The sequence below is a fragment of the Streptomyces sp. NPDC005784 genome (genome assembly GCF_042871525.1).
Taxonomy (GTDB): domain Bacteria; phylum Actinomycetota; class Actinomycetes; order Streptomycetales; family Streptomycetaceae; genus Streptomyces.
The window spans coordinates 48,879-75,703 of sequence record NZ_JBIAIQ010000021.1; the positions used below are offsets into that span (position 1 = coordinate 48,879).

28 protein-coding genes and 2 riboswitches are annotated in these 26,825 nt (G+C 68.5%); of the genes, 5 read left to right on the plus strand and 23 right to left on the minus strand.

Annotated features, from left to right (window positions below):
- Positions 1-272 precede the first annotated feature (272 nt).
- Positions 273-349: riboswitch (Fluoride riboswitch) on the minus strand.
- A gap of 81 nt (positions 350-430) precedes the next feature.
- Genes eno through ACFYR3_RS28395 form a run of 3 tightly spaced genes read right to left on the minus strand, consistent with a single transcriptional unit; the run spans position 431 to position 3,017 of the window.
- Positions 431-1,705 (minus strand): phosphopyruvate hydratase, encoded by a 1,275-nt coding sequence (gene eno / locus ACFYR3_RS28385; RefSeq protein ID WP_389285017.1) that lies wholly within the window; start codon positions 1,703-1,705, stop codon positions 431-433.
- A gap of 59 nt (positions 1,706-1,764) precedes the next feature.
- Complete coding sequence (locus tag ACFYR3_RS28390; protein WP_389285018.1) at positions 1,765-2,520, minus strand: 2,3-diphosphoglycerate-dependent phosphoglycerate mutase; 756 nt, start codon at positions 2,518-2,520, stop codon at positions 1,765-1,767.
- On the minus strand, positions 2,517-3,017 hold the full coding sequence (locus ACFYR3_RS28395; protein WP_389285019.1) for an inorganic diphosphatase: 501 nt from the start codon (positions 3,015-3,017) through the stop codon (positions 2,517-2,519). Before ACFYR3_RS28395 ends, ACFYR3_RS28390 begins: the two co-directional genes overlap by 4 nt.
- A 128-nt stretch (positions 3,018-3,145) precedes the next feature.
- On the opposite strand from ACFYR3_RS28395, the gene ACFYR3_RS28400 reads away from it, so the two are divergent.
- Entirely contained in the window at positions 3,146-3,493 is a 348-nt protein-coding gene (locus ACFYR3_RS28400) for a DUF190 domain-containing protein (protein WP_389285020.1), read from the plus strand.
- Positions 3,494-3,504: 11 nt separating this feature from the next.
- Here the strand turns inward: ACFYR3_RS28400 and ACFYR3_RS28405 are convergent, their stop codons facing one another.
- Together ACFYR3_RS28405 and ACFYR3_RS28410 are read right to left on the minus strand one after the other, a co-directional pair.
- A complete protein-coding gene (locus tag ACFYR3_RS28405; RefSeq protein WP_389285021.1) occupies positions 3,505-4,002 on the minus strand; it encodes a hypothetical protein in 498 nt (165 codons plus the stop codon).
- A gap of 181 nt (positions 4,003-4,183) precedes the next feature.
- Positions 4,184-4,606, minus strand: coding sequence for a universal stress protein (locus ACFYR3_RS28410; RefSeq protein ID WP_389285022.1), 423 nt, complete (start codon positions 4,604-4,606; stop codon positions 4,184-4,186).
- A gap of 113 nt (positions 4,607-4,719) precedes the next feature.
- Positions 4,720-4,803, plus strand: a riboswitch (Fluoride riboswitch).
- Between the two features lie 35 nt (positions 4,804-4,838).
- On the opposite strand from ACFYR3_RS28410, the gene ACFYR3_RS28415 reads away from it, so the two are divergent.
- Positions 4,839-6,011 carry a cation:proton antiporter gene (locus ACFYR3_RS28415; RefSeq protein ID WP_389285023.1) on the plus strand — a complete coding sequence of 391 codons (1,173 nt, stop codon included), beginning with the start codon at positions 4,839-4,841 and terminating at the stop codon, positions 6,009-6,011.
- 56 nt (positions 6,012-6,067) lie between these two features.
- Positions 6,068-6,217 (plus strand): hypothetical protein, encoded by a 150-nt coding sequence (locus ACFYR3_RS28420; RefSeq protein ID WP_389285072.1) that lies wholly within the window; start codon positions 6,068-6,070, stop codon positions 6,215-6,217.
- Positions 6,218-6,961: 744 nt separating this feature from the next.
- Here ACFYR3_RS28420 and ACFYR3_RS28425 read toward each other — a convergent pair.
- The 7 genes from ACFYR3_RS28425 to ACFYR3_RS28455 all read right to left on the minus strand — a co-directional run bounded on the left by ACFYR3_RS28425 (position 6,962) and on the right by ACFYR3_RS28455 (position 13,523).
- A complete protein-coding gene (locus tag ACFYR3_RS28425) occupies positions 6,962-8,815 on the minus strand; it encodes an ATP-binding cassette domain-containing protein (RefSeq protein ID WP_389285073.1) in 1,854 nt (617 codons plus the stop codon).
- Positions 8,816-8,874: 59 nt separating this feature from the next.
- The gene (locus ACFYR3_RS28430; RefSeq protein WP_389285024.1) at positions 8,875-9,336 is read right to left on the minus strand and encodes an NUDIX domain-containing protein; all 462 of its coding nucleotides are present in this window, start codon (positions 9,334-9,336) and stop codon (positions 8,875-8,877) included.
- A complete protein-coding gene (locus tag ACFYR3_RS28435; RefSeq protein ID WP_389285025.1) occupies positions 9,333-9,611 on the minus strand; it encodes a hypothetical protein in 279 nt (92 codons plus the stop codon). The genes ACFYR3_RS28430 and ACFYR3_RS28435 overlap by 4 nt, the downstream gene beginning before the upstream one ends.
- Before the next feature lie 410 nt (positions 9,612-10,021).
- Positions 10,022-10,750, minus strand: coding sequence for a hypothetical protein (locus ACFYR3_RS28440; protein ID WP_389285026.1), 729 nt, complete (start codon positions 10,748-10,750; stop codon positions 10,022-10,024).
- Between the two features lie 94 nt (positions 10,751-10,844).
- Positions 10,845-11,153 carry a hypothetical protein gene (locus ACFYR3_RS28445; RefSeq protein ID WP_389285027.1) on the minus strand — a complete coding sequence of 103 codons (309 nt, stop codon included), beginning with the start codon at positions 11,151-11,153 and terminating at the stop codon, positions 10,845-10,847.
- An 884-nt stretch (positions 11,154-12,037) separates the two neighbouring features.
- A complete protein-coding gene (locus ACFYR3_RS28450; protein WP_389285028.1) occupies positions 12,038-12,613 on the minus strand; it encodes a GntR family transcriptional regulator in 576 nt (191 codons plus the stop codon).
- A 91-nt stretch (positions 12,614-12,704) separates the two neighbouring features.
- Entirely contained in the window at positions 12,705-13,523 is an 819-nt protein-coding gene (locus ACFYR3_RS28455) for a hypothetical protein (RefSeq protein WP_389285029.1), read from the minus strand.
- Positions 13,524-13,874: 351 nt separating this feature from the next.
- Between ACFYR3_RS28455 and ACFYR3_RS28460 the strand changes: the two genes are divergently transcribed.
- Positions 13,875-14,345 carry a hypothetical protein gene (locus ACFYR3_RS28460; protein WP_389285030.1) on the plus strand — a complete coding sequence of 157 codons (471 nt, stop codon included), beginning with the start codon at positions 13,875-13,877 and terminating at the stop codon, positions 14,343-14,345.
- A 140-nt stretch (positions 14,346-14,485) separates the two neighbouring features.
- On the opposite strand, the gene ACFYR3_RS28465 is transcribed toward ACFYR3_RS28460, so the two are convergent.
- Positions 14,486-15,424 carry a hypothetical protein gene (locus tag ACFYR3_RS28465; RefSeq protein ID WP_389285031.1) on the minus strand — a complete coding sequence of 313 codons (939 nt, stop codon included), beginning with the start codon at positions 15,422-15,424 and terminating at the stop codon, positions 14,486-14,488.
- Positions 15,425-16,083: 659 nt separating this feature from the next.
- Between ACFYR3_RS28465 and ACFYR3_RS28470 the strand changes: the two genes are divergently transcribed.
- Positions 16,084-17,283: an acyl-CoA dehydrogenase family protein gene (locus ACFYR3_RS28470; protein WP_389285032.1), complete on the plus strand. Its 1,200-nt coding sequence runs from the start codon at positions 16,084-16,086 to the stop codon at positions 17,281-17,283.
- A 1-nt stretch (position 17,284) separates the two neighbouring features.
- Here ACFYR3_RS28470 and ACFYR3_RS28475 read toward each other — a convergent pair whose 3' ends face one another.
- The 10 genes from ACFYR3_RS28475 to ACFYR3_RS28520 form a co-directional block, all read right to left on the minus strand.
- The gene (locus ACFYR3_RS28475; RefSeq protein ID WP_388267267.1) at positions 17,285-17,857 is read right to left on the minus strand and encodes a GAF domain-containing protein; all 573 of its coding nucleotides are present in this window, start codon (positions 17,855-17,857) and stop codon (positions 17,285-17,287) included.
- Positions 17,850-18,467 (minus strand): ATP/GTP-binding protein, encoded by a 618-nt coding sequence (locus ACFYR3_RS28480; protein WP_389285033.1) that lies wholly within the window; start codon positions 18,465-18,467, stop codon positions 17,850-17,852. The genes ACFYR3_RS28475 and ACFYR3_RS28480 overlap by 8 nt, the downstream gene beginning before the upstream one ends.
- Positions 18,445-18,819 (minus strand): DUF742 domain-containing protein, encoded by a 375-nt coding sequence (locus ACFYR3_RS28485; RefSeq protein WP_388267271.1) that lies wholly within the window; start codon positions 18,817-18,819, stop codon positions 18,445-18,447. The genes ACFYR3_RS28480 and ACFYR3_RS28485 overlap by 23 nt, the downstream gene beginning before the upstream one ends.
- Positions 18,819-19,241, minus strand: coding sequence for a roadblock/LC7 domain-containing protein (locus ACFYR3_RS28490; protein ID WP_389285034.1), 423 nt, complete (start codon positions 19,239-19,241; stop codon positions 18,819-18,821). The genes ACFYR3_RS28485 and ACFYR3_RS28490 overlap by 1 nt, the downstream gene beginning before the upstream one ends.
- Positions 19,242-19,275: 34 nt before the next feature.
- A complete protein-coding gene (locus ACFYR3_RS28495; protein WP_389285035.1) occupies positions 19,276-20,754 on the minus strand; it encodes an ATP-binding protein in 1,479 nt (492 codons plus the stop codon).
- A 786-nt stretch (positions 20,755-21,540) separates the two neighbouring features.
- Positions 21,541-23,043, minus strand: coding sequence for a hypothetical protein (locus ACFYR3_RS28500; RefSeq protein WP_389285036.1), 1,503 nt, complete (start codon positions 23,041-23,043; stop codon positions 21,541-21,543).
- 193 nt (positions 23,044-23,236) lie between these two features.
- Positions 23,237-24,049 (minus strand): 3-deoxy-manno-octulosonate cytidylyltransferase, encoded by an 813-nt coding sequence (locus ACFYR3_RS28505; RefSeq protein ID WP_389285037.1) that lies wholly within the window; start codon positions 24,047-24,049, stop codon positions 23,237-23,239.
- A gap of 25 nt (positions 24,050-24,074) precedes the next feature.
- Positions 24,075-24,641 (minus strand): NUDIX hydrolase, encoded by a 567-nt coding sequence (locus ACFYR3_RS28510; RefSeq protein ID WP_389285038.1) that lies wholly within the window; start codon positions 24,639-24,641, stop codon positions 24,075-24,077.
- A gap of 5 nt (positions 24,642-24,646) precedes the next feature.
- On the minus strand, positions 24,647-25,768 hold the full coding sequence (locus ACFYR3_RS28515) for an adenosylhomocysteinase (protein WP_389285039.1): 1,122 nt from the start codon (positions 25,766-25,768) through the stop codon (positions 24,647-24,649).
- A gap of 26 nt (positions 25,769-25,794) precedes the next feature.
- Positions 25,795-26,796, minus strand: a complete 1,002-nt coding sequence (locus tag ACFYR3_RS28520; protein WP_389285040.1) for an NAD-dependent epimerase/dehydratase family protein — start codon at positions 26,794-26,796, stop codon at positions 25,795-25,797.
- Between the last annotated feature and the right edge of the window lie 29 nt (positions 26,797-26,825).

Genomic DNA, 26,825 nt, shown 5'->3' on the forward strand with positions numbered 1-26,825 from the left:
TGCCACCCGTCGGGCGGCACGCCCCCAACCGTGCCCTTTGCCGGAACCGGGCGCGCGGGTGATCGCCCGGCGGGACCCGCGTCAAAGGGCTGGAGGCTGGAACCGCGGGAGCCCGCCATGGGGCGCGGCCCAGCCCGTCGAAGGAGTGTCGGAGACACATGCGTGGGAGATCGGCAGCAGCAGGGGTGGGGGCATGCCGACAGCTGAGTACGGGGAGCGAGGCACTGTACGGCGATTCCACCTGCGCACCTCCGGGAAGGCATGCGTTCCTGACCAGGTCAGGAACCATCAGCCCGGGCAGGCAGTTCGGACCAGAACGGTCCCGGCGGGATCCATCGCCACAAACGAGTGAACAACTCCGCGGATCGGCAGTCAAGATGGCCGGCTTTCCGGACGGCCGCTCCATGCGACGGCTTTACCCAGGTGCTCGTCAGCGGTTCAGCCCGTATGGCAGCGCGGGTTCGGCCGCGGCGATCTCAATGAGCCGGTTGTACTTGGCGACGCGTTCACCGCGAGCCGGGGCGCCGGACTTGATCTGGCCGCTGCCGGTGCCGACGACGAGGTCGGCGATGAAGGAGTCCTCGGTCTCGCCGGAGCGGTGGGACACCTGCTGCGTGTAGCCGGCCTCCCGGCAGATCCGCATCGCGTCGAGGGTCTCGGTGACCGTGCCGATCTGGTTGACCTTGATCAGGGCGGAGTTGCCGATCTTCTTGGCGATCGCTTCGCTGATGATGGCCGGGTTGGTGACGAAGATGTCGTCACCCATCAACTGCACGCGGTCGCCGAGGCGTTCGGTCAGGCGGACCCAGCCGTCCCAGTCGTCCTCGGCCAGCCCGTCCTCGATCGACCAGACCGGGAAGCGGTCGGTCATCGCCTCGTAGCGGTCGATGAGCTGGTCACTGCTCAGCGCGTCGCCCGCCACGTGATAGAGCCCGTCAGCCGAGTGGCGGAACTCGCTGGCGGCCGGGTCCAGCGCGATGGCGATGCCGTCCCGGCCAGGGGTGTAGCCGGCGTCGGTGATGGCGTCGACCAGGAGTTGAAGGACGTCTTCCGGGCGGTCGATGGCCGGGGCGAAGCCACCCTCGTCGCCCAGCCCGGTGGCGTGCCCCGCGGCGGACAGACGGGCCTTCAGCCGGCCGTAGACCTCAGCGCCGGCACGAACTGCCTCTGGCAGGCTCGGCGCGCCGAGCGGGGCGAGCATGAACTCCTGGAAGTCCAGGCTGTTCGCGGCGTGGGCACCGCCGTTGACCACGTTGAAGTGCGGCACCGGCAAACGCGGTGTCGTGCCTGCGACGTGGGCGAGGTGCTGCCACAACTCCCGTCCGGCGAGGGCGGCTTCGGCGCGGGTGGCGGCGAGGGAGACGCCGATGATGGCGTTGGCGCCGAGCCGGGACTTGGTGTCGGTGCCGTCCAGCTCGATCAGTGCGCGGTCCAGTTCGGTGGCGGAGGTGAAGGAGCGGCCGGTGAGGGCCTGGGCGATCTCGCCGTTGACATGGCCGACGGCCGTCAGCACACCCTGTCCGTTGTAGCGGCTCTTGTCGCCGTCGCGGAGTTCGACGGCCTCGCGCGTGCCGGTGGAGGCGCCGGAGGGAACCCCGGCGCGGACGCGGGTGCCGTCGGCGGTTGTGAGGGTGACGGCGAGAGTGGGGCGGGCGCGGGAGTCGAGGATCTCCACGGCGTGCAGGTGAGCGATGTGCAGGGACATGCTGGGTTCCTCCGTCGTCCGGTCGGAGAGGGGGCGGTTCGCTTTCGTAGGCTGTCCGTTCAAGGCTGGCCTTCGGAGGCGACGGCCGCTGCGGCCGTTCGGGCACTGTCGGGATCCAGATAGCCACCTCCGCGTGCGACGGGCCGCAGGTGGCGGTCGAAGCCGTAGCGCAGCGGTGCCCCGGTCGGGATGTTCAGGTTCTCGACCTCCTGCTCGGTGAGCCGGTCAAGGACCGCGATCAGGGCGCGCAACGCGTTGCCGTGGGCGACCACCAGCACCCGGCGCCCGGTGCACAGTTGCCCCGCGAGGACATCCGCCCAGTACGGGGCGACGCGGGCGATCATGTCGGCCAGGCTCTCCACGGCCGGCAGCCCGCCGCCGCGCAGGGCGGCGTAGCGGGGATCCGCGCGCAGGCGGGCGAGTTCACCGTCGGGCAGCGGGCCGGGGGCAGCGGTGAGGGAGCGGCGCAACGCCTGATACCGCGCTGGCCCCACCTCACGGCGGACCTCGCGTTTGGCGCGGCCGGTGAGCGCACCGTACTGGCGCTCATTGAGCCGCCAGGTGCGGTGGACCGGGATCCAGGACCGGTCCAGCTCCTCCAGGAGGATGTCCGCGGTGCGGATCGAGCGCCGCAGCACAGAGGTGTGTACGGCATCGGGCACCAGTCCGTCCCGGGCCAGCAGCTCCGCCGCCGCGATCGCCTGCTTCTCCCCGTGGGCCGTCAGGGGGACGTCGGCCCAGCCGGTGAAGCGGCCCTCAGCGTTGGTGGTGCTCTGCCCGTGCCGCAGCAGGACCAGCGTGCCCGGCACGCTCACGAGGGCTTCCCCACGGACCGGTCTGCGGCCCGCCTGCGGGACGCCTCGATCTCCGCGCACGCCTGCTCCCGTCCCTCCCAGTGGGAGCCCTCGACGGACTTGCCGGGCTCCAGGTCCTTGTAGACCTCGAAGAAGTGGGTGAACTCCAGCCGGTCGAAAGCGGGGACGTCGCCGATGTCCTGCACACTCGCCCAGCGCGGGTCGTGGGCGGGCACGCACAGAACCTTCTCGTCCGGGCCGTGCTCGTCCTTCATCACGAACATGCCGACGGCCCGGCACTCGATGAGGCAGCCGGGAAACGTCGGCTCACCGACCAGGACCAGGGCATCGAGCGGGTCCCCGTCACCGCCGAGGGTGTGCTCGATGTAGCCGTAGTCGGCCGGGTACCTGGTCGAGGTGAACAGCAGCCGGTCCAGGCGGATACGGTGCAGCCCGTGGTCCATCTCGTACTTGTTGCGGGACCCCTGGGGGATCTCCACGATCACGTCGAACTCCATGACGGCCTCCCTGCCTCGTCGATGTCCCGCTCTCGCCCGGCCGCCCCGGCAACCCGGCTTGGCGCGGGCTCTGTTCGCCCTGCCGACGCGGCAGTACGGTCAAAACGGCGCGCACGAGGAGGTGGGCGATGCCTGATGCCGAAGGCGCCGTCCGTCTGACCATCCACCTCGACGGGGCGGTGCTGTGGCACCACCGGCCCGCCTACGCCGAACTCGTGCACCGGGCCCATCGCGAGGGCCTGGCCGGGGCGAGCGTCTTCCACGGCTTCACCGGCTTCGGCGCCGACCGCCGGATCTACCACGAACGCCCTGCCCACCTGGCCGCGAAGGGCCCGTGCACGGTCGTACTCGTCGACCAGGAGGACCGGCTGCGGTGCTTCCTGCTCGGCGTGCGGGACATGCTGGAGCACACCGAGGCGCTGGCGGTGCTCGACCGGGTCCGCATCCACCGGGCCGGGGCACGGGCGGCGGGCTAGATCGCCTGTCCTCACGGCACGTCCCCCTCCGCGTTGAGGGCGTCGCGCATCCGCCGCAGATCGTCCGCCGGCCGGCCCAGGCCGTTCAGCTGCAGCCGGGCCGCCTCCGTGCGGGCGTCCGGGTGCACCGTGAAGGCCAGGTTCACCGACTGGTGCACCATCCACTGGCCGTAGTCGAGGAGCCGCCCCGCGTACGCCCGCTTCTGTGCGAGGTCGGGGTCGGTCAGCGGCAACTCCCGCAGCCGGGCGCGCAGATGGAGGAGGGCCGAGCTCGCGTCGCAGCAGTCCCGGGCGGTCTGCCCGCAGACGGGGCCGGGCTCCCCGCAGGAGGCCACCGCAGCGTCGGCTCGCTGCTGGGTGGCGACGGCGTCCTCCAGCACGGCGAGCAGCGCCCGCACCTGGACCGCGCGTGGCAGCGGGGGTGGAGCGGGAGGGGGACGCATCCGTGTCACGAGGAGTGCGGCACGGCGCCGCAGGGCAGTGCCACTGCCGGTCGGCGATACAGGCATGGCTCCTCCTGGTCAGCACGGCTGGACCAGGGACCGTCAGCGGATGCCTCCGCGGTTGCGGTGAGCCCCATCACCGGCACTCCCGACCGGGGGCGTGCCCTTCCAGTGTGCGCCTTCTGCCGTTCCAGGCCAGCCCAGCGCCGCCCGGCATGGGCCGGACGGGGCTAGCTGGCCGCGACCATCAGCGCACGATCAGTACCGAGCAGGGGGCGTGCCGACTGGTCTTCTCCGCGGTGGAGCCCAGGAAACGGCCCCAGACCGAGGAGTGCCCGCTGTGCCCGACCACGATCAGATCCGCCCGGTGCTCCCCGGCGGCCCGGACCAGCTCCTGCGCCGGGTGCCCGGCCCGGGTCTCACCCCTGAACGCCACCTCGCGCTCCGCGACGTACGCCGCGGCGGCGGCCAGCCAGCGGTGACAGGAACGCTCCTCGACCTCCAGCTCTTCGGCCGCCTCCCCGACGGTCGCCCCGTAGTGCGGCAGATGCGCCTCCACAGCTACGGCGATCAGCTCGCACCCGGACGAGCGCGCCAGCTCGACCGCCCGCTCCAGTGCGCGGCGCGCGCCCGGCGAGTCGTCGTAGGCCACCACGATCCGGTGGAACATACGACCGAGTCTGCTCCCGCCGGCCACAGATCGGAAGACACGCCGCCCCACGGCCGGCTGCGGAGGCAGGCATCCGGGCGCGCCCTTGACCCGCGCGGCCGGCAGGGGTTCACTCGGAAGCAGGCGATGGATCCCGCCCGAGCCGCTGTCCCAGCGGCTCCAACCACCCTCCCGGGGTTGATGGTTCCTGACCACACACGTCAGGAACCGCTCACCCCTGCGGAGGCACCGCGTGGAGTCCGCCTACTACATCGCCGCCGTCCTTGCCGTCACCGCCCTCGCCGCGAGCATGCTCTCGGTGAAGCTGGGCCTGTCGGTGGCCGTCATCGAGATCTTCCTCGGCGTCGCCGTCGGCAACGCCCTCCACCTGACCGCACCCCAGTGGCTGGTCTTCCTCGCCTCCTTCGGCAGCGTCGTACTGACCTTCCTGGCCGGTGCCGAGGTCGACCCGGACGAGTTCCGGGCCACATGGAAGGCGAGCCTGCTGATCGGCACCGCCTCCTTCGTCGCACCGTTCGCCGGCGTGCTGCTGCTGTGCCGCTACGGATTCGACTGGACCTGGAAGGCCGCCGAGATCGGCGGCACCGCCCTGTCCACCACCTCGCTCGCCGTCGTCTACGCGGTCCTGGTGGAGACCGGCCTGAACGCCACCGCGCTCGGCAAACTCATCATGAGCACCACCTTCGTCACCGACCTGGCCACCGTCCTCGCGCTCAGCGTCCTGTTCATCCGGCCCACCTGGTGGCTGCTGCCCTTCGCCGCCGCCTCGGTCCTGCTGATCCTCGTGATGCCGCGCCTGGAACGCTGGTTCTTCGCCCAGTACGGCAACCGCGTCATCGAACCCGAGATCAAAGGCGCGTTCGCCGCCCTGCTGGTCCTGATGTGGCTGGCGGAGAAGGCCAACAGCCAAGCCGTTCTGCCCGCCTTCCTCCTCGGACTGGTCCTCTCCCGCGCCTTCGCCCGCCACCGCGCCACCCAACAGCGCTTCCGCGTCGTCGCGTTCGCGCTGCTGACCCCGTTCTTCTTCCTGCGCTCCGGGATGAACGTCTCCCTGCCCCTGGTCATCGCCAACCTCGGCCTGCTCGGCGTGCTCCTGGGCGCGAAGCTCGCCCTCAAGTCGGCGGCCGTGTACCCCCTGGCCCGCCGACACGCCCACCCCCACGCGCCGTTCACCACACTGCTGATGAGCACCGGCCTGACCTTCGGCACCATCTCCGCGACGTACGGCTACACGGCCGGCATCGTCACCAAGGCCCAGTTCTCCGTCCTGGTCACCGTGGTCGTCCTCACCGCGGTCCTGCCCACCGCCCTCGCCCAGCGCTACTTCAGCCCGGCGCTTCCACCCCCAGTTCAGCAGCCCCGACACCCCGTCGCCGTGCCCGACCCGAACGGACGCCAACGATGAACTGCTACGACTGCCACGACCAAGAGCGGCCAGCCACCGTCGCCGTTGCCTTCTGCATGCGCTGCGGAGCGGCGCTGTGTACCGCGCACAGCCAGACTCGCCCCGTCCCAATCCATCGTGTCCGCGGCATGGGGCTCGCCACCTCGCCCCACCTTGCGCGACGCATCACCTGCACCGTTTGCCACAAGGCCGAGGCGGGTTCCTAGAGATCGTTCCGCTCCAACGAAACGTGGACAAGGGACAGCTACCGACTCCATTCATAACTCCTGTTCCAGGATCCACCCGCTGGGCACTGCCTCCTCCGTGGGGGCCTGCCGGCTTCGGCGAGCAACGGCTGGCAGTCGGCCATGACAGGCGTCCCTCCAAGCCGCTCGCGCCGCGGCGATCAGTCTGCGGGACCGAATCATGAGCCAGTTTCTCCAACTCCACGATCAACTCACCGCCGAGAGAACCGACCTAGCGCCGAGCCACTACGCACAGATGATTGTTCAAGGAGTCCACGGGAACATCGACGTGAGTCTGGCCGCGTTTCACCACCGAGTCCCCTACGCGGAGCCCAGTCTGGATCCCACGGCGTTGATCGACCTCAGGCGTAAGTACGAGATGAGCCGCTGCGTCAGCTACCTCAAGGAGAATCACTGTTTCCCTCCATCGCCTGGTGATGGGTCCAGCTTGAATGACCGCAGCACTATTCGATCCGGCCGGTCTCCCGCTCTCCCTCCGACGCCGAGTCGAAGGCATTGCGCAAGTTCTGATAGCTCGGGTTACCAGCAGACTCGGGCTTCATCACGGCGTCCCCCGGTCGGCGTAGACCGGGGGAAGCCCAGCTGCAGTTGCCCGGCGCCTGGCTCGCGTCGTTGGGTGGTCATCAAAGTCCCTTCGGGAAGGGGAAATTCGGGATGAGTACGGAGGTGGGTGCCGCCCCGACGGTAGGGACGGCACCCGGGCGGTCAGCGATCTTGGGACAGGGCGAGCAGACGGGCGAAGGTTCCACCCCCGGCGGCGAGGTCCTCATAGGCACCCTGCTCGGTGACCCGGCCCTCCTCCATCACAACGATCTCGTCGGCGATCTTCGTGTTCTCCAGCCGATGCGTCACCACGATCGTGATGCGGTCTGCCGCCATGGCTTTGAGCGTCTCGAACGTCCGGTGCTCCCCTTCCGGGTCGACCTGGGACGTCGGCTCGTCCATGATCAGCAGCTCCGGGAGCCGATACAGGCCCCGGGCACACGCCACGCGCTGCCACTGCCCGCCGGACAGCTCCACCCCGCTGAAGATCTCCCTCGCGAGCAGCGTATTGAGCCCGTCGGGCAGGTCCTCGACCGCCTCACGCAGGCCGACGGCATCGATCGCCTCCCACACAGCCGTGTCCTCCTGCGAGCGGGGCTGACCGAGGGTGACGTTCTCGCGCAGTCTGAGCGGCCACTGTGCGAAGACCTGCGGAACCAGTCCGGTCAGCTTCCACACCGTGTCGCGGTCCGCCTCGGCGAGATCGGCACCGTTCCAGGTCACCTTGCCCTTGTCGGCCAGGAGGATCCCGGCGAGCAGACGGGTGAGGGTGGTCTTGCCGGAGCCGTTGACGCCGACCAGTGCCAAGATCTGCCCGCGCCGCAGGGTCAGCGACACCCCGTCGACGGCCGGCTTGTCCTTGCCTGGATACCGGTAGACGACACCCTCGACCCGGACCTCTTCGACGGGCGCCGTCACCGTCAACTCGCTTCGTTGAGGGGCTTTTTGCTGGGCCTCGTCCATGAAGTCCGTCATGTCGCCGAGGTAGAGACTGGTGTGGAAGACCGCGGCGGCGCTGCGGACCAGCTGTGTCAGCGCGCCCAGGGTGGTCTGCACAGCGAACACCGCGGTCGCGGCGATCGCGAGCGCGATCTGGCCGGTGGCCGCCAGCCAGTACAGTGCCGCCCAGGTCGCCACCAGGAACACACCACTGCTCGCAGCGGACGCCAGAGCGATCCGCAAGACCTTGGGGGCTGCGGCCAGGGAGCGGGCGTCGGACTGCTGCGACAGCGTCCGGTACCAGTACAGCAGGTAGCCGGACATCGAGTTGGCGCGGACCTCGTCCCCGTACTTGGGGCTCGTCGCCCACCACCTCATCATTCCCCGGGCGTTGCGGCTGGCGATGTTCGCGTAGTGGATCTCGTAGTCCACGCGTGCGGTGAGTACCGAGCCGATGCCGGCCGGAAGCACGGCCAGCAGCAGGAACGGCAGTAGCCGCCAGTCGAGTACGGACAGGACACCGCACGCCGTCACCAGCTTGATCAGCGAGGACATCAGCTGCTGGGCGTCGGTGACCATCACATGGGTACGGATCACCCCCATCTCCGCGGCTTCCTGGCGGTCGTGGAAGCCGTCCTCGCTGTACGCGCTCGCCTCCACCCGGCAGACCGAGGCGACGAGCGTCGTATCGGCCTCGGTCGTCAGCTTCGGGGTGATGCGCCGCTCCCCGTAGGCCGAGACCGCTGCGGCGGTGCGGGACAGGGCAGCCATCACCGCCACGACGATCAGCGCCGACAGCGCCGGGTGCAGCCTCTCCTGCACGGTGCCGTCGCCAAGGAGCGGGCGCATCGCCTTCGACGTGAAGGCCAACTGGCCGGCCGCCGCCAGCCCGACCGCCGCCTGGCAGACCAGCAGCAGGACGACCGCCGTCCGGTCGACCGCCCAGGACATGCCCGCGATCCGCCGCAGGACCGAGGGAAGGCGGGCGCTGAGCGCGCGGAAGTTCACCCCGTCCATGGGGTTCACCGAATACTGCCCGGTGTACTTGATCTCCGCGGGCGAAGGCGGACGGGACATCGTCTGGTCAGAGGCAGTGCTCTCGGGCCCGGAGCCCTGGGTGGGCACGGTCGGACGGGTCATGCCGCGCCTCCGATCGCCGCAAGGTCGATGGGGCCGTACAGCCGTCCGGCGGTGAAGTTGGCCAGGACCTGCCGGGTGTAGGGGTGGCAGTCGGCGGGCGGATTTCCGGGATCGATCCACAGGACCTGCTGGTGTTTGTGCGGTTCGGTGTTGCGTGGTTCGCCCTGCCACCGCCGTGCTGTGAACACCACGCCGATCACCCGCACACCGTCCGCGTCCCGGTAGTGCACCAGCTGGCAGAACTCCAGGTCCTCGGCCGCCACGTGGACACCGGTCTCCTCGGTCAGTTCACGCAGCGCGCCCTCGTGGACGAACTCGTCCTGCTCCAGCTTTCCGCCGACCACGGTGACCTGGTTCGGCGAGGTCTTCGACGTCTTGTTGTGCCGCACGGCCAGGACACGCCCGTCGTCGCGCTGCACCAGCACCATCACGTTGGCCGGGCTCAGGTACGCGCTCACGCGGCCTGCACCTCCAACCGGGCCAGCGTCGCCCGCCCTCGCTCTACGATCTCCAGGTCGCCGTTGGGCACGCCCCAGGCGATGGCGCTCGTCGCGTCCAGCGCGGACAGGCAACGCAGAGCCCGCTCCTCCTCGCCAGTGAGCACGCAGCCATACCCATCCCAGAACGCCTCCTCCAGGTCTGGACGCCCACCCCAGGCGCCGCAGGCCGGGCGGGTGACGATGCTCGGAGCCCACTCGTGGAGGACAGGCGGAATCGGATTGGCGACGCTCATGCCCCCCACCTCGGATCCCGGCCTGAGATATCCGCGATGAACACGCGCACAGCGTCAACACCGTGCATGACCCGGGTCTGACCGGGCGAAGTGGCTTGGCCCCTCTGTTCGAGAGCAGGAGGAGCGAGCGTGAGCGCGGGAACGGGATTCATGGGTTCCTCCTGTGAAGGGCCGGGTGGTAGGGGCGATCTGACAACTTCCCTGCTGGAGAAGCAGTTACGGATGACCGGGAGCGACGTTTCGGTCGAAAGTTCGAGGAGCGCCGGACCGCCCTTGGGGGGATTGGGTGACGTGGCTGTGATGTGACGTTCGATCACTCGAATAGGGGGCGTCGCCTGATCGAGGGATTGCCGTGGCCGGAGACATCGGCTGCAGCAGAGGCTGGGCGCGACCGGTGCCGTCCGCGTGGGCTACAGGCGCAGGACGGTGCCCTTGCGGGAGGCTGGCCCACCGGCCTGCGCCCCTTCTGCCAGGCCCGCTCCGCCATCCGCTGCGCCGGCGCCAGGAGGTGCGGCGAGCAGCTGAGCGAGTGCCTGGTGTAGTTTTCCCTGGACTTGCCTGGTGAGGTCCCTGCCGTCCGCGGTGACCACCCGGATCGGGTCGATGCCGGCGGGCACGGCGTACGGCCTGCCATGGCGGCGTCGGCATTCGAAGACCATGTGCACGGTTACCTTCGGAGATGCGAGAGCGATCACATAGTGGCCCTCGTCGTCCCGCCCGATGCGGACGGTGATATCTGTCCGGCCGTCCAAGCGCTGCTGCAGCACGGCGAGTTGTTGCCGGATCTCCGTCGGCAGTGTGTCGTGGTCACCGAAGGCCGTCAGAACGGGGAGTGACGCGGTGCCGGGAGCGGACTGTTCCTTGGCAAGCGTGCTGTACCGCTCCCAAGAAGGGGTCTCATCGACGGGAACGCTGTTGTGGAACAGACGGCAGCTGGCCCTTTTCCATCCCCGGCTGCCGTACCGGAAGGCCATCTCGATCCGCACAGTGCCGCTGTCATGAGTGAGGCAGATCGTCGGGCCGTCATAGGTGATCGCGGGCTGAGCCCCCGTTTGCCGGACCATCTCGTCGGCCTCGCGCTGCACCGGCAGTGGTACGAACAACTCTGGTGCGGTCGGGAGTTCGGTAGGGGTGGACACCAGTCGGGTGCTCCTTGTCATGTGGGACGCTCGGGATGCGCCGAGCGGTTTGTAGACGTGCCGCGATTCGTGGAAGGCGGGTCCGCCGTGCGGGTCAGGCGGCCAAGTCCCAGGCAGCCAATGGAGGGAAGGCCCGCCGCAGAGCTTCGATGAGCTTGCGATGGGAGAGGTCGACGACCAGGGCGTGGTGATCACTCAGTCCGGTCATGTCCAGCACGGTGACGCCCAGCACTGCCTGGACGGTCCACGGGTCCATGTAGCCCCGGTCGATACGGGAGTCGCCGCCCTGGCCGACGGCGGCGAACCCCGCCGTCGGGGCCAGGGCGTCCGGTTGGCCGAGTCGGCGGGCGGCGAGCCGGGCCGGGTCGTGCATGTTGCAGTCCAGCATCAGATCGTCCAGCATCGTGCAGCTCCGCCACGATCCGTCCGCCTGCTTGAGGGCACGGTGGCGACGGTGCACGAGGTCGGTGACCGTGGTCCAGTCGATCTCCGGTACCGACTCGCCGGCGGGCAGCGGGTACTCGTTCGTGTCGCCGAACAGCCAGCAGGCCGCCCGCGGGCGCTCGGGGTCGGCGCCGTGCTGGGCTTTGACCTTGTCCGCCAGTGCCGACAGCTCGTACGCCTCGGCCGGCCGGCCGGCCGACCGACCGACGAGCAGAACGAACTGTGGAAGGCGGCCGTCACGATGGGCACGTCAGGTACTTCCGGGAGCGTCAGCTGCACATTGGTGGGGGGCGTCCGGAACACCTTGGGGTGATGGTGTTGAGGACCGGCGGTGAACGTAGCCTCCCTCACCAGGAGACCGGTCGGGTTGCGGCCCTGGCCCATACGGGCGCGGAAGCCGCGCATCCCGACCGTCTGCTGTAGCGCCCGCCATCGCCGTTCGGCGGCCTCCTTGACCTCGGCGCTCGCATCGGGCCTGGCCTGCGAGTACGTCAGCTCCGCCAGCCCCAGCCAGTCAGCCTCCAGCGGAGCCAGCCGCTCCCCGTAGTTCTGATGCCACAGGAGAGGAAGGGCGCCTGGTTCTTCCTCGGGGCCGGCGTCGTTCTTGACGTTCGACTGCACCAGTCGCACGACCCGTTCACAGTAGGAGGCTTTCGACGGGACGAGGGGGGACGGCCGGGCTATCGGCATGGGAATCCTTCGGGGCCAGGGACAAACGGGATTGGGCGCCTGTCGCGCCCCTGATGGCAGCGAGGACGGGCTGGTCGGCACGGGCTGCGGGAGCTGGTGGGTACTGTGAGCGGCCGGGGAGGCAGCCGGTGTGGGGGTCTTCTGCCCGCGGGGTCAGCAGGGCACGGTCTCAACGTGTGGAAGGCGGTTGCTGACCCGTGTGCCCTTGGGGTTCACGGACGGGATCAGGAAGCCCTCTTCGACCAGCCGGTTGATGGCGCGACGGTAGGCGGCAGGGGATACACCGAACTCCTTCGCGAGCGCCTTCTGACGAGGGAGCATGCTCCCGGGCTGGTAGATCCTCGTCGCGAGACGCCGACGGATCGTGAGCTCGATGCGGCTGTGGGCCTGGCGGGGACTCAGGTGCGGAATCGGAGGAGCGATTGGGGCATCCGATACTTTTGCTCCTAGATGGTGCAGCTGGACCAGGCCGTTGTGGGCCAGACCGCGCAGGGCGACTGCCACGACGTGGGAGTCCACCTTGTAGCCGCTCGCCAGATCCGCGGACACCAGGAGGACGCCGGGCGGGATGATTCCCTCGGTGATCGCTTCCTGCAGGCCGCGGTGTACCCGGCCGGCCTGCCCGGCTCGCTTCGGATCGAGCAAGCGCGTCTCGTCATCGCTGAGGTGAGCTGACGCGTTCAAAGGGCGATCACCGCATTCGGAGCTGTTAGGGATGGGGTTGGCCACACGCCCGGTCCAGGGCGGGACACGGTGGATAGGAACGACACCGGCACGGGATGGATCCGGCAGACGACGACGGCGGCACAGTGGGGGTCCCTCATCCGGTCGGCGCCTCCGTGCTGTCAATGGCGGCGACGGTCTCGGGGACGGGTAGCCGGCCCGCCGCCGCACGCAGTGCACCGACAAGACGCGCGTAGGTCTTGGCGTCGTCCTTCGGGTTCGTGTGCCACAGATCCTCGACGGCGGCCAGGACGGCGAAGTCGACCAGCAGTCGTCGCTCCCACTCATCCAGGGGCCGGCCGTATCCGCGGGTGAAGGCGTCCTGCAGAGCGGGGCGGTCAGCCCACAGCAGCGACGGCCGGGCGAAGTCGACCACGGCGGCCATCACCTGCGAGCGCTCGAACCCGGTCAGAGCCAGGGACCGTGTCACCCGCTGCCACCGCCAGGCGCCGAAACCGAACGAGCCGTGGCAGAAGGCGACGGGCAGCTGTGGCAGTGCCTCCCGCAGGACGACCAGGCAGCGCCGGATGACCGCACGGTGCCCGGCCAGCACCGGGGAATCGATCCGTTCCAGCACGCGGTCGACGTAGTCGATGTATCGCAGGGTGTTCTCTGCAGCCTGAGCATGCCGATCGCCAGCCCTGAGCGTGCTCTCGTGGAGGATGCGCAGCAGCTGCCCAGCCTGCTCGTGCACGGATTCCCTCAGATGAAGGCCCTTGTCGGGAGCGTCATCCACGCGTTCGCCGCGTGGCTGCCGCGTCAGCAGCGCCCGCAGTCTGGGATCGAACCCGAGCAGGCGCGGCGCCTGTCCGGCGCCCAGCCGGCCGATGGCGTGCCGGTGCGCGGACACCTCGCGCTGGAGGTCGCCGTGGGTCCGGGGAACCCGCAGCTCGATGATCCCTTCCGGCGAGGACATCCGCCAACAGCGGGCACCAGAAGCGTCGTTGGGCAGGGCCCACGTCGTATGGCGTCCCACGTAATTGTTGACCCAGGTGGCCAACTCCGGCGGGATCGGTGCCGGGCCCCTTCGTGATCCGGTAACTGGTCCCTTGCCTCCGCCTACCTCGGCCGGGTCGGGTGCCCTGACAGCCGGAATGCTGCTGGCCGGGCTCCGGCGTGCGGATTCCGCCGACGGCCGCGGAGGCGTGGCGTGCAGGAGGACGCCGGTGCCCGTAGAGGTCACGTGGAACGGAGGCAGGCCGGACAGCGCTGTGGCGGGAAAGCGCGGAGAGACGGCGCGGCAGGTCACCGCCTCCACCAGCACGGCGTGAGCAGCGAGTTGGCACCGATTGTCCGCGCCGAACGCGAAGGCGAGCCGCGCAATGGTGGTGTGCACGGGGTCGACGTCGCACTGGAATCGGGCCGCGATGCGCGAGCTGCTCAACCCGGCCACGATCAGATCGAGGACGTCCTGATCGTCCTCGGACACGTGACGCTGAGTGCTGGGCACACCGGGCAGGCGCTCACGGGTGACCAGGCCGTACACGGCGCCGAGGGCGGCGAGATGCTCTCTGTTGTCCGCCGCGAGCACGTGGCACAGTTGCCGCGTTCGCGCGTCGATCTTAGTGATGCTGCTGAAGGTTTCTCCGGCGATGTCGATGCGGCGTCGCCCGGCCGCGACCATACGCAGGATCGTCAGGTCCTCCTCCTCCAGGAGAACCGGCGCACCGGCGGGCGGCGCCGCGGTCGTGGCACCGGCCGAATCGGCAGGCAGGTCGTTGAGGTCTTCGCAGGCTAGGGTCATGAGTTTCGCTGTCGGGCGCTCTCGGTGCGGTCAGTCAGCAGTGTGGGGAAAGGGGGAGGCCAGCTCCGCCCGCGACGGGGGGCACGGACGGAACTGGCGGTCCTGGGGCCGGACGGTTCCGGCCTGGTGATGGATCAGTCGGTGAGAGCGAAACGGGCACGGTAGAGATCGATAACCGTGTCGAGGTCGTACGTCACGACCACCGTGTGGTGATCACTCTGGTCCGTCATGTCGACGACCTCGACGTCCACCACGGCGGGCAACAGCCAGCTGGTGGTGTAGACGCGGTCCACACGGTGGGCCGGGCCGTGCGTGTCGCATGCATCCACGGTCGGCGCGACGGCCGCCAGGCCGGGTCCGCCGGGCGAGAGGGCAGCGTGCCGGGCGACGTCCTCCAAACCCGCGGTCAGCAGGATGCGGTCAGGCTCGGAATCCAGCACCCGCTGTCCGGGAACGACCTCATAGCTGCGGTGGGCCCGGTGCGGCAGGTCATTGATCTCGTCAAGCCGGGGAACCGGCAGCTCGCCGGGAACCATCCGTTCGGGGGCGATGTAGCTGTTGCAGTCCATGCCGATCGCGAGCACGGGGAGCTTCCGCTTCCCCGCACCCCGCTCGTTCTCGTAGGTCTCGACACGGTCGGCGAGCCGCGTCAGATCCTCGGCCTCGGCCTTCCGCTTAGTCGGTGAGTTGTAGGAGAGGTGGGCGCAGCCCGCCACCACGTCGACGTCCCGCGTACCGCGCACGCGGAGGGTCATCGCGGTGGGGTGCAGGAGCCACCCGGGCCACTCGGTGTCCCACAGAGTGATCTGCTCGAACACCGCGGGGTCGTAGTACAGGGCGGTGGCGTGCTTGACCGGGCCGAGGTCGCCGACGAGTTTCGTGATGCGCTTGGACTCACCGAACAGGGTCGCTCCGCGCCCGGTCGGGGCATAGCCGAAGGTCTCCTGCCGGCACAGGATCGTCGGGCGAAGCCCGGCCAGCCGCTGCTGCATGGCCAGCCACTTCTCGTAGTCACCGTTGCCGTTGAGTTCGAAGTTGCAGCTGGCGATCCTGATACGCCGAGCAGTTGACATGATCTTCCCTAAGCGTGCGGGCCGTTGAGCGAGCGTTACGTTCTGTCAAGCAGAGGGACATAGAGGCTGTTTGGCGGCGGAGCAGTTACCGGGCGAGCCGAACCCTGTGCGGCGCCGATGTCGGGGGCGTGACTCCCGGCGGAATCCCGAGAACACCGGACGGCGGGCACCCGCCCCACCGGCGTACGGGAAGCCGGACTTCCCGTGTGTCTCAGGGCAACGCGACGCCGAGCGCGTGGACCGAAAGCCGGTGCGTCGGCACGGCTGCCCGGGGCGGTACAACTCTGGCCGAAGGCCCTGATCGCTGCTACGCGGCAGGGGGATCGTTCAGCGGTCGTTGGCACGACGCACTGTTCGAGGAAGCCCGGCGAACCACCACTTTCCACCTCGGAGTTGGCACAGTGGGATCGGCCGGCTGGGAGAAACGATGCTTGAACGATTCAACAGTGGTGGTGCAACGAAGGCGATAAATCGTCACGGTGGAGGTGCGGCATCACCCTCGGGGCCCGGATGGGCAGCGTGGGCCGTGTCCGTCCGAGCTGGTCCGCCAGTCCGGAGAGCGTTGTGGGAACGGTGGTCGGCCCCGTCAAGGCCGCGGCCGACGTACGCCGTTGTACGTGCGGGCTGCGGCCGTTGGGGCCTGTCGAGGGAGGGCGTTGGTGTTCGGTTGCGTCACCACGGAGCGCCACGATGAGCTGCGGGCTCGGGTCCGGGCGTTCGCCGAGGCCGAAGTGCTGCCTCGCATACCTTTGTGGGAGCAGATCCGATGTGTCGATGACGAGCTGATCCGGGAGGCTGCCCGGCAAGGATGGATCGGTGTCACCGTCGACCCCGCCTACGGTGGGATGGGCGCGGGCCATCTCGCGAAGACGATCATCATCGAGGAACTCGCCCGCGCTTGTGGGGCGATGGGGGCTGCGGTTCAGGCATCTCTGATCCCGGTCGCCATGATCATCAACTATGGCAGCGCAGAGCAGAAGGCCCGGTGGCTCCCGCCCATCTGCCGGGGAGAGTGCCTTCCCACGATCGCGGTGACCGAGCGGGTCTCGGGCAGCCAGATAGCGGGAATGCAGGGGCGAGCTCGCCGGAAGCGGGGCGGGTGGCTGCTGACCGTGGAAAAGGCGCACGTGGGCAACAGTCATGTCGCCGACCTGCACTGCGTGGTCGTACGGACCGGGCCGGGGCGAGGTGACCTGTCGGCATTCCTGGTGGAGAGCGACCGTGACGGCGTCTCCGTACGCCCGCAGGTGCCGGCCCTGGGGCTGAACGGGTTCTCCTTCGGCACCGTGATCATGGAGGACGTATGGGTACCGGAGGAGAACCTGCTGGGGAGGGTGGGCGAAGGCGAAGACGCGGCCGACTCCTCCAGCGTCCTGTACGGGCGGGCCAATCTGGCCGCGGTCTCACTCGGTGTGCACCGGGCGACCCTTGAGGAGACGCTGCATTTCGCCGACGAGACGGAACGCTATGGCCGGCCCCTGAGCCAGCTGAGCACCGTGGAGCAGCGGCTGGGCCAGATGGTGGCCAACCTGGAGACGGCCGGGACCCTCGCTTATGTAGCGGCCGACATGCAGGATCGCGGCCTGGCCTGCGACGGTCCGCTGATGACAGCGAAGCTGATGAACTACGAACTCGGCGTGAAGTCAGCACGGTTGGCCATGGAGGTGCACGCCGCGTGCGGGGTGTTCACCGACCGGCCGCTGGAGCGGTTCTTCCGGGATGCCCAGCCGATCTATGCGCCAGCCGGGACTTCTGACGTACAGCGGTTGCGGCTGGCCCGGCTGGCACGGGGAGCGACGGCGGGAGCGCAGTGGTCCCAGCGGTTTGCTGCGCCCGCGCCGTCGATGATCCCCGTGTGAATTACCGCAGTGCGTTGATGCGCTGGTCGAGGAGGTACTGGCCCTGTGCTCCTCGCTCCTTGATGTAGTCGAGCATCCGTCGGCCGTCTTCCATCGGGCGGGTGTCGCGGCCGACGACGCAGATCGTCATGAGGGCGATCCCCATCTCCTTGTCCATCAGCCGGATGCCCATGTACGTGCGGATACCGACCAGGTCCACAACCTCGTTGCCCGCGAAGTCGGGCTTCATGCACACGTCGGGAAGGACCAGGGCCTTCGTCCGGTCCAGCGTCTCGGGGCAGTAGCCGTGTTCCAGCGGCATGACCCGTCCCACGGCTGCGGCCAGGGCCTCGGCCTCGGCGGCGGAGCCGAGTTCGTCTCCCGAGGGCAGGTGGATGCCGGTGAAGAACTGGCGGTCCGAGATCGCGTTGGACATCGCCAGCGCCCCCGGAACTCCTGAATCACGGGCCAGAGTCGCGGTGAAGCGGTCGAACTCCTCGTCGGCACGGTCGGCGAGGCCGAGTTGGTGCAGCCGCGCCAGCCGATGGGGAGTCTGGGCGTGCAGGGTGCGCTGGGTACGCGTGAGGTCAGACATGCTGGCTCCGGGCGGAAGTAGAGGGTGAATGGCGCGCGCGGACGGCGATGGAGTGCGCGTGCTTGACGAGGGTGATCAGCACGTGGCGGGCCGAGCGGGAGTCACGGGCGTCACACCCGACGACCGGTGTATCCGCCTGAAGCCGCAGCGCCGTGCGGACACTGTCGATCGAGTAGCGGTCAGCCCCCTGGAACAGGTTGACGGCGACAATGAAGGGCAACTCCAGTTCCAGGAAGTAGTTGATGGAGTCGAAGGAGTCCTCCAGACGGCGCGTGTCGGCCAGGACCACGGCACCAATGGCACCTTCGACGATGTCGTCCCACATGAACTGGTAGCGCTCCTGGCCCGGGGTGCCGAAGAGGTAGAGGACCAAGTTCTGGCTGTCGAGGCTGATTCGACCGAAGTCGAAGGCCACCGTGGTGGTCGTCTTGCCCTCCACGCCGTCGATCCTGTCCGTGCCGATCGCGGCCGTGGTCAACTGCTCGTCGGTCGAGAGCGGTTCGATCTCGCTCGCCGTGGCGACCAGCGTGGTCTTGCCCGCGCCGAAACCGCCCGCTATGACCACCTTCAACTGGCTTATCGGCTGGTCAGAGGGCTTCGAGACCTGCAAGAACTCTCCTCAGGATGGCCGGGTCTTTGGCATTGGCCTGGCGGGCGGCGATGGTCATCAGGAACTTCTCGGTGATCAGGTCGGCAACGAGGACCTTGACGGCCTGCACCGGCAGTCGCATCCGTCCGGCGATCTCGGTGATCGTGAGTGTGCCGGTGCGGCACAACTCGAATGCGTCCGAGCGTTCTGGCGCCCCCTGGGGCGGATGCGCGGCGGTGCGGCACGCCCTGACCAGCGTGGTGCGCTCCAGCTCCAGGCGCGGGCGGGTGCGCCCGTCATTCACGGTGTACGGGCGCAGCCTCAGCGGACCGCCGCCGGCAGAGACTTGGGGCGGGCGCTCGGAGGCCGGCATCAGCCGACCACGGCGGGCCGCACCGGGGTAGCCAGCGTCGGCGCGGCCCGGTTGGCCAGCATCCGCATCTCGTATCCGACCACGCGTACGTCGATGTCCTTGGTGCCGAGGACCGCCAACACGCTGTTGCCACCCACCCGCGCGGCGAACATCATCCCGGCAGTCGTCTCCATGATCACCTGGACTCCCACGCCGCCCTTGCCGTCCGGCAAGAACGAACTCACTTGGCCGCAGAGTGAGAAGGCGCCGGTTGCGAGCGCGCCCAGCCTGTCCGCGTCGTCCTTGCTGATGCCGTAGTAGTGCTTGAGCATGCCGTCCGAGGACGACACCGCGGCGCCGGTCGCCGAGCGCACGGTGTCGACGAGGTTGGACAGCAGCCAGTCCAAGCCGCCGTTGCCTTCGGCCGAGGTGTCGGTGGTCATGGTGATCTTCTCCTTGGATCAAAGGGTGGGGGGGTCAGCTGGCGGGAGCAGGCTGCTCGGGTCCTGCGCCTTCATCACGCACGGCCGAGTGCCAACCGCTGGTGAATTGGTCGGCCAGCTGCCAGTTGTGTTCGGTCGGGGGGACGTCGTGACCCGTATCTGTCCCCGCCAGCGCGGGATTCGCCTCGGGAGACTGCGGATGGTCGGGGCGTACGGGAAGGGGGCGCAGGCCCCCGACGGGGCCGGGCGTACCACCGTCGACCAGGTACAGGGTGGCCGTCTCAGGGGAACCTGGTACCACGGGCGCGAGCACGTGCCCTTCGGCCCGGCCCGTCGGCCTGCTCAGGTGGGCAACAGCGCTCCGCGCTGCTGCGGCCGGGGAATTCTGGCCGGCAGGTGTCGCTGCCTGCGGCCGTGGCGCGGAGCGGTGGGAGACCTGCGTACGGGCAACCCGCCGCTGCAGCTCGGCTACCTCCAGGCGGCCGGCTTCCAGAAGGGCGTGCGGTACGACTACTGCTGCCTGGACCCCGCCGTACATGTTCTGACGGAGCTGGACGGTGATGCCATACCGGCGGGCGAGCGAGGCGACGACGAACAGCCCGTTCTGGCCTGCCGAGATCAACTGCGCGCCGGCGTCGGAGGCTTCGGGATCGGCGAGCAGGGCGTTCATCTCAGCGAGGACCTCAGGCTCCATGCCCAGGCCCTTGTCGTCGATCTCGACGAGCAGTCCGACGGGGATGAGCGACGCACTCATGTCCACCCGGGTGGACGGATTGGAGAAAGCGGTCGCATTCTCCAGCAGCTCGGCCAGCAGGTGGGTCACGGAGGCCACGGCATACCCCGGAAGGTAGGCGTCCGGAGCGATGATCACCTTGGCTCGCGCGTAGGTGTGGATCTCCTGAATGCCCAGCCTGAGCACGGCCTTGACGGACTGAGGGTCCTCATGGCGCGACGACTGGACACCGCCCATCACCGCCATGCTCTCTGCCGCCCGCTTGATGCGGGTGATGTCGTGGTCCACGCTGTACAGAGCTGCCAGATGGTCGGGATCGTCGACATCGCGTTCAACGTCGTCCAGCTTCGCCAGCGCCGCGTTGCCCAGGCTCTTCAGCCGGTCGGAGAAGTTGACGAAGACCTGCACCCGCTGACCCGCCGCCTGCGTCATGGCGTTTCCCACCGCTGCCCGGTAGTCGCTCAGTTCACGCGCCAGCTGGGCGAATGGGTGGTCAGCCTCGATATCGGACACGGCAGTAGCCACGACCGGGCGCTGTCCTCTCTGCAACCGGACGGCCGCGTGCCGAGCCTCCTCTCGGCCGGCCGCTACCTGTTTGTGCAGGTATTCCAGCCACTCCGCGACGAGCCGTTTCTCCCCCTCAACTTCCCCGGCTACTGCCGATGCGCGCTGGAAAGACGCCACCAGGGCGATGACACCTGCCGCTGCGCCCCCCGCGATCACCAAGGTGACTGCCTTGTGGGAGGCGTTCGCCGTACTGACGAACAGGCCGGCGGCCACCGTCAGCAGGAGCACGAATCCGGCAGGAACCACCGCCAGCCAGATCAGGCGCCGGCGCAGCTCCCGGACTGCCGGATCGGGATCCTTGCGAATCCGGCGGTGCCGGACTCCCTTACGAACCGGGCCCGGCGATTCGGCAGCGGGCGAAGTGAATGCAGACATCGATGTCCTCGAAACGACAGGATGGATTGAGCTCCGGCTCAGTGCCGACGCGTCGCTGACCGCCCGATGCCGACGAGACTCTCTGCCGCGAACTGGCCTTGCCGGCGGCATCAAGAGTGCCGACCAAGCGGGGCCCGGCGGACGACACTTGAACGCTGCCATGAGGCTGAGACCCGTCTAGCGCGTCTCCTCGGCAGCAGCCAGCGGCCCCGCAGGGAAGCCTGCTCCCGCCAGCATCAGGAGTAACGAAGAGCTTGCTCGATTCAACCGGTCGTCGCTACATCTGCGGGAGTCGTTCATGAGTCGTTTCAAGGTGCACGTGGACGGTTTGGCTCGGTCGGATTCGGGCTTTCCGAATGAATCGACGTCTGGAATGAGATCGAGATGGACGGAACGACGCGAGAACGATGGGCGTGCCGTGCCGGAGTCGCTCACGGACCGCGCGTGAGTCGCCCTCCGGGCTGGGTGACTCACGCTAGGACGGTGAAGGGCGAGCCCTGGTGTTCGCGCTCGTGGAAAGACGCCACCTTGCGCCGCATTGGTCCTGGCGCAGGGGGCGTCGGGCTCATCGTTCGACCCAGCTGATTCAAGGCGATGTTGTATGCCCTGGTGGGATTTGTACCTTCAGGATGTGAGGTCGAATTCTCCAAGGAAGCGCAGGACTCGGTCGATTTCGCCTGTGTGGATCAAGCGGCTTCGCGCCCGCAGGAGGCCGGCAGTGCCGTACGAGCCGAGTTCGCGGCAGCGTTCGATCAGTCGGCCCCATTCCTGGCCGAGGCCGAGGTACTCGGCGAACGCGCGTATCCGCTCGACGGGGGTGGCACCGTCGGCAACGGTACTCGTCCGAGCATGATTGATCGCTTGGGTGAAGGCGTCGGTTGCACCTCTGCCGTCGATGCTCTCCACGTTCCACACCGCGTCGGCACCCAGCCAGTCGGCCACGATGACACGCCGGTCCGAGGCAAGGTGGAATTCGGGGAGTCGAACGTAGTCCTCTTGCGTGCAGACCCAGACGGTCAGGCCGTATGACTCCATCAACGCGACCATGAGAAGCAGCAACAGCCGTTCATACGGCTCGCTGCCGTGTACGGCGGATTCAGGCACGCACAGGGCGCAGCCGGGGGTGTTTTCGAGTCGCGAGGAGCGGTCTCGCATGAACTGAAGAATACCGTGGCGCTCGCGGAACAGGAGCCAGGCCGCTGCTTGTTCACCGAACTGGGCCCGCGACCACATGACGGGACTCACGTCGTCGACTTTCAGATGGCGCTCGACGAACGCTGCGCAGGCGTGCGATCCGAGCCACAGGGATCCAACCTGGGAAAGATCCGAATAGGCGGTTCGGGCCGCAGCTGAGCGGCCCCGGTCTAGGTGGAAGTCGAGCCTTTGCTGTTCGATATGGAGAGTGCCGTCGTCGGCGAGAAGGCTGTCGTCCAGATTCAAGCAGGCCCACAGCAGAGCGTATGTCAACTCGTCGAGCCGGTAGGGCATGGGAATCGATAGCCGCTGCACGGGCATCGCAAGCTGACGCCGTGCGTGCGCCGCGTCCAGCGCATAGAGATCGTCGGCCCCTTGGGCACCCAGGGACCCGAGGAGCAAGGCCCTGCGCGTTGACCGGGTGAAGTACCTCAGATGCTCAAGGTCCTCCGGCCCGATCACTACAGAGCCGGGCTGAGGTGCCGCTTCGTACATTTGGACTGCGACGGACGTCCCGTCCAGGATCCGCAGGCCGTCCATGTGCCACACTCCGCCGGTTCCCGGAACGGGTGCGGCAATGGACAGGAAGGACGTGTCGAACCTGATGTCCAGCCGGTGCACGGCAGCGAGTGAAGCGTCATGGAGGCTTCTGGCAAGCACGAGTTCCCGCTCTGGCGCCGGTCCGAGGAGCTCTTTCACCGTGTGTCCGAGCCAAAACTCCACGACCGTTGCCGCGTCGCCCCGCGGTTCCTGCGTACCGGCACACCACCGTCCGAATGTGGTTCGGGTGACACTCCTCACCCTGGCCAGGCGCGGATTCTCGTAGCGCTTTGCCGCTCGGGCTCCTGCATTAGCAAGCTGCGTCACGAATACCTCGTAGCGCCGCCATCCACGCTTATGGAGGATGGCATCGAGGAGCGTCGGGTGACGCATGATTCTCCTTTCACTGCACGAGGGGTAAAAGCCCCAACTGAGTTGAAATGGCCCTAGTTATTCACTAAGGAGGGCGGAGCATTCAGCGACCGGGTGGCCCTCGCTCTCGCCCATGTGGAGTTGGCCTGACGGGGCTGACGCTTCTCCGGGTCACGCGGCAATTCGAGCGCTGATCAATGCTGGGATCCTTCTATCACTGCACCGGAATCTCCTCAGATATGCTCTTTCCGGCCGGATCGGGATGGTGCCCACGGCTGCGCAGGATTGCGAAGGCCCGTGCGAGATCCTCGGGCGTGTCAACGGCTATGCCCTCGTCCGCGACCTGAAGCATCCGAACGCCGTACCCGTGCTCGATGAAGCGCAGCATCTCCACGCCCTCGGTTCGCTCCAGCGGCCCCTGCGGGAGCCGCCGGAACTGCCGGAGTGCCTCACCAGTGAAGCCGTAGAGCCCCAGCTGCCGCAGATACGTCGGGCGGTCTGCTCGCGGATAAGGGATCGGCTGGCGCGAGAACATCAAGGCGTTGCCACCTGTTGTCAGCACGACTTTCACGACGTTGTGGTCGAGAACGGAGCCGGCGTCGCCCAGTTCCGTGTAGGCGTTCACCGCGAGGGTGCCAGCCGTGAGGTGGTGCAGAGCCTCGGAGACGGCGTCGATCGCGGCCGGCTCGATGAACGGCTCGTCGCCCTGAACGTTGATGTAGCCGTCGGCGGGCACGCGCCTGGCGCACTCAGCGACACGGTCGGTGCCGGTGAGGTGTTCCCGGGTGCGCAGGCATTCGATCCCCAGACGGCGGCAGACGGCCTCGATGCGTTCGTCGTCCGTCGCGACCAGCACACCGTCGAGACGCGTGGCCTCCAGGCAGCGCTGGTGCACGTGCCACAGCAGAGGCTTGTCCCCGAGCATGGCCAAGGGCTTGCCGGGGAAGCGCGAGGCACCCCACCGACAAGGGATGACCGCGACATGGCGGCGTGCGGTACGCGGTTGTGCTGGTGAGGCGGCAGACATGGCATACCCCCGGGCGGTCGGCGTTTCAGGGACGTGTAGGACGTGGAAGGAGCGCCAGCTTGGCGCGGACGGTCGGAGAAGCGGTCTCCCCAAACGGCCGCCAGTGGTAGCCGCTGACTTCCTCGGTCTGGAGCGTCACCGGGCGCTGCGCCGTGAGCCGGAAGACGAAGCGGAAGTCGATGTGCTGGTGCGCCGGCTCCCCTTTGGCGGGGTTGGCGTCGATGTCGTGCACGTCGATGTCCAGGGGAACCGTCTCGAACCCGGGGAGCGGGGTGACCGCGTCATGGGGGATGCCGGCTTCCTCGGAGAGTTCGCGGACGGCGGCATGGACGAGGTCCTGATCGTCCGGTTCGGGGTGCCCGCCGGGTGCGAGGGACTTGCCGGTCGCGTTGTGATGGATGTGGAGCACACGGTCGGTGGCGTCGAGAACGATCGCACTGCAGGTGACGTGAGCGGGGAAGGTCTTGCGGTGCGCGGGGTCCGGTGTGCCGGCCAGAGCGGCGAACAGCGGGTCGAGGAGCTGCCGTTCGCCCGGATGGCGGTTGAGGTACGCCTCGGCGGTGGCGCGGATGTGGTGGGGGGACGGCGGCATGTGGTTCACCTGTCGAAGTGGTCGAGCCAGATCCTGGCGATGGTTTGGCGGTCGGTGGTGGGCATGGTGTGCAGGCCGGGCTGGAAGTGGCCGTGGCTGAGGGCGGCGGTGGCGGCGAGTATCTCGGCCTGGACGAGGTGGATGTAGGTACCAACGGCCGCTCCATGGACGAAGTTGACGGCGCCTCCGTCGGCGAGCACGTAGAAGTAGTGCCCGGTCATCTCGTAGCGCGTCAGCTGTTCCCCAACCTTGACGCGCTGGTAGAGCTCGTGGAGGGGCGCAAGCTCCAGCTCGTCTTCCGACGAGGTCACTGACGCGAGGTAGGCGCCGTTGCGCAGGGCGTTGAAGTCGTGCTGGCGCAGGGCGAGGTTCCCGGTGGCGCACAGGACCAGTTCGGCGTCCCTGACTGCATCGGTGGTGGTCGTGGTCGTACGGAAGCCGTAGGAGTGCGCCTGCACCCGCCGGATGGGGTCCTTGTCGTAGACCGTGACCCGCAGGTCGTGTGCGCGGAGGGTCTGCGCGATGGAGCGGCCGACTTTGCCGAAGCCGAGGACGCAGGCGTTGCGGCTGGTCAGGATGTCACCGCGGGCGCGGACCAGAGCGTCGGTGGAGAAGACGATGGACCGGCCTACGAGGTGGTCTTCGCAGTCCTTGAGGGGTGAGCGGGCTACCGAGATGACGGGGCAGGGGACATGATCGAGCGCGGCGTATCGCTGGTGTCCGTTCTCTGTGTCTTCCACGACGCCCAGGACACGGCCGGAGAACTTCTCCGCCACCGTGTGGAGACTGGGAGCGAAGTAGCCGCCGATGTCCGCAAGGACGACGTCCTGTCCCCCCGCGGTTTCCTCTATGTACTCCAGTGCACGGGTGGAGTCGGCGAACAGTTCCCTGCTGAGGTCGTGGACGGGATAGAGATCCCGGACCACATCCAGTGTCTGGTGGTCGACGGACTTGGGCTTGGGCAGGACGGCACCGACGGTCGAGGCCGCAGCCATCGCACGCAGGAACGCCGGACGCTCGGAGAGCAGGTGCGTGATGATCAGTGAAGTGATCGGGCCGGCGGCGGGGAATTGCTCGGTGACGCGCCGGAAGAAGGTGTCGAGTCGTGCTCGCTCGGGGCTCTCCACAGCGGCTCCTCCTGACTTCCTGCTGGTTAGGCGGCCTGGCCGTGCACGGTGAGCGCGGCGGCGAGGGTCTGCATGTGGGCACGCATGCCGCTGTGGAGGTCGACGTGCGGCTGCCAGCCCAGGACCGCGTGGGCGCGACCGGGGTCGGCGCGGGTGGTGAGGACGTCGCCATGGCGGGGGCTGTCCTGGAGCACCTCGATGTCGCGGCCGACGAGGCTGTTGGCAATGTGGATCACTTCGAGAAGGGAGGCGTTCGCCCCTCCCCCCACGTTGATCACCCCGTGTGCGTCGGGCGTGGTGGCCGCCGCGATCGTGGCGGCGACCGCGTCGTCGATGTAGGTGAAGTCCCGGCGCTGGTGACCGTCGCCGTACAGACTCAGGGGCTGGCCGGTCAGGGCGGCCAGCAGCGCACGGTGGGTGAACATGTCGGTGCGCTGGCGGGGGCCGTAGACGGTGAAGTAGCGCAGTGCGACGACGGTGGTGGGGCAGTGGGGCTGCGTGGCGTGGGCGAGGCAGAGCTGTTCCTCGGCGAGCTTGGTGACGGCGTACGGCGATGCGGGCCGCGGGTGGTCGGTCTCGACGCTGGGGCCGCCGTCGGTGGTGCCGTAGACGCTGGAAGAGGAGGCGACGACCAGGCGGGGAACGTGCAGACGGGCTGCGGCGTCCAGCAGGCGCTTGGTGGCCACGATGTTGGAGGCGACGTAGTCGCCGAACTGCGCTCCCCAGGAGGGGCGGACGCCGGGGATGGCGGCGAGGTGGAAGACGGCGTCCGCATCGACGAGAAGGGGATCAATCGCACAGCCGATCAGGTCGGCCGTAACGTTCATGTAGCCGGGCAGCGACCGCAGGGGGGCGAGGTTGGCCGCGGCGGCTTGGTCGGTGGCCGGGTCACGGCGGTCGACGCCGATGACCGTGGTCCCGGCCTGGACGAGGGCGTGCGCGAGGTGGGACCCGATGAAGCCGGCAGCGCCGGTCACGACGGCGCGGCGGGGAAGCGGGGGGTGCTGGGGGCTCAGCTGCTGTGTCACGGTGCGTCTCCAGTAGCGGTGGGGTCGGC

What these genes read in the sequence shown, in the direction of transcription:
- ACFYR3_RS28475 (WP_388267267.1), bottom strand. Translation starts at nt 17,857, where the DNA reads ATGTCTGACCTCACGCGTACCCAGCGCACCCTGCACGCCCAGACTCCC.
- ACFYR3_RS28455 (WP_389285029.1), bottom strand. Translation starts at nt 13,523, where the DNA reads ATGTCCTCGCCGGAAGGGATCATCGAGCTGCGGGTTCCCCGGACCCAC.
- ACFYR3_RS28500 (WP_389285036.1), bottom strand. Translation starts at nt 23,043, where the DNA reads ATGCGTCACCCGACGCTCCTCGATGCCATCCTCCATAAGCGTGGATGG.
- ACFYR3_RS28400 (WP_389285020.1), top strand. Translation starts at nt 3,146, where the DNA reads ATGCCTGATGCCGAAGGCGCCGTCCGTCTGACCATCCACCTCGACGGG.
- ACFYR3_RS28465 (WP_389285031.1), bottom strand. Translation starts at nt 15,424, where the DNA reads ATGTCAACTGCTCGGCGTATCAGGATCGCCAGCTGCAACTTCGAACTC.
- ACFYR3_RS28405 (WP_389285021.1), bottom strand. Translation starts at nt 4,002, where the DNA reads ATGCCTGTATCGCCGACCGGCAGTGGCACTGCCCTGCGGCGCCGTGCC.
- ACFYR3_RS28410 (WP_389285022.1), bottom strand. Translation starts at nt 4,606, where the DNA reads ATGTTCCACCGGATCGTGGTGGCCTACGACGACTCGCCGGGCGCGCGC.
- ACFYR3_RS28485 (WP_388267271.1), bottom strand. Translation starts at nt 18,819, where the DNA reads ATGCCGGCCTCCGAGCGCCCGCCCCAAGTCTCTGCCGGCGGCGGTCCG.
- ACFYR3_RS28425 (WP_389285073.1), bottom strand. Translation starts at nt 8,815, where the DNA reads ATGTCCCGTCCGCCTTCGCCCGCGGAGATCAAGTACACCGGGCAGTAT.
- ACFYR3_RS28420 (WP_389285072.1), top strand. Translation starts at nt 6,068, where the DNA reads ATGCGCTGCGGAGCGGCGCTGTGTACCGCGCACAGCCAGACTCGCCCC.
- ACFYR3_RS28435 (WP_389285025.1), bottom strand. Translation starts at nt 9,611, where the DNA reads ATGAGCGTCGCCAATCCGATTCCGCCTGTCCTCCACGAGTGGGCTCCG.
- ACFYR3_RS28510 (WP_389285038.1), bottom strand. Translation starts at nt 24,641, where the DNA reads ATGCCGCCGTCCCCCCACCACATCCGCGCCACCGCCGAGGCGTACCTC.
- ACFYR3_RS28395 (WP_389285019.1), bottom strand. Translation starts at nt 3,017, where the DNA reads ATGGAGTTCGACGTGATCGTGGAGATCCCCCAGGGGTCCCGCAACAAG.
- ACFYR3_RS28505 (WP_389285037.1), bottom strand. Translation starts at nt 24,049, where the DNA reads ATGTCTGCCGCCTCACCAGCACAACCGCGTACCGCACGCCGCCATGTC.
- ACFYR3_RS28445 (WP_389285027.1), bottom strand. Translation starts at nt 11,153, where the DNA reads ATGCTGGACGATCTGATGCTGGACTGCAACATGCACGACCCGGCCCGG.
- eno (WP_389285017.1), bottom strand. Translation starts at nt 1,705, where the DNA reads ATGTCCCTGCACATCGCTCACCTGCACGCCGTGGAGATCCTCGACTCC.
- ACFYR3_RS28490 (WP_389285034.1), bottom strand. Translation starts at nt 19,241, where the DNA reads ATGACCACCGACACCTCGGCCGAAGGCAACGGCGGCTTGGACTGGCTG.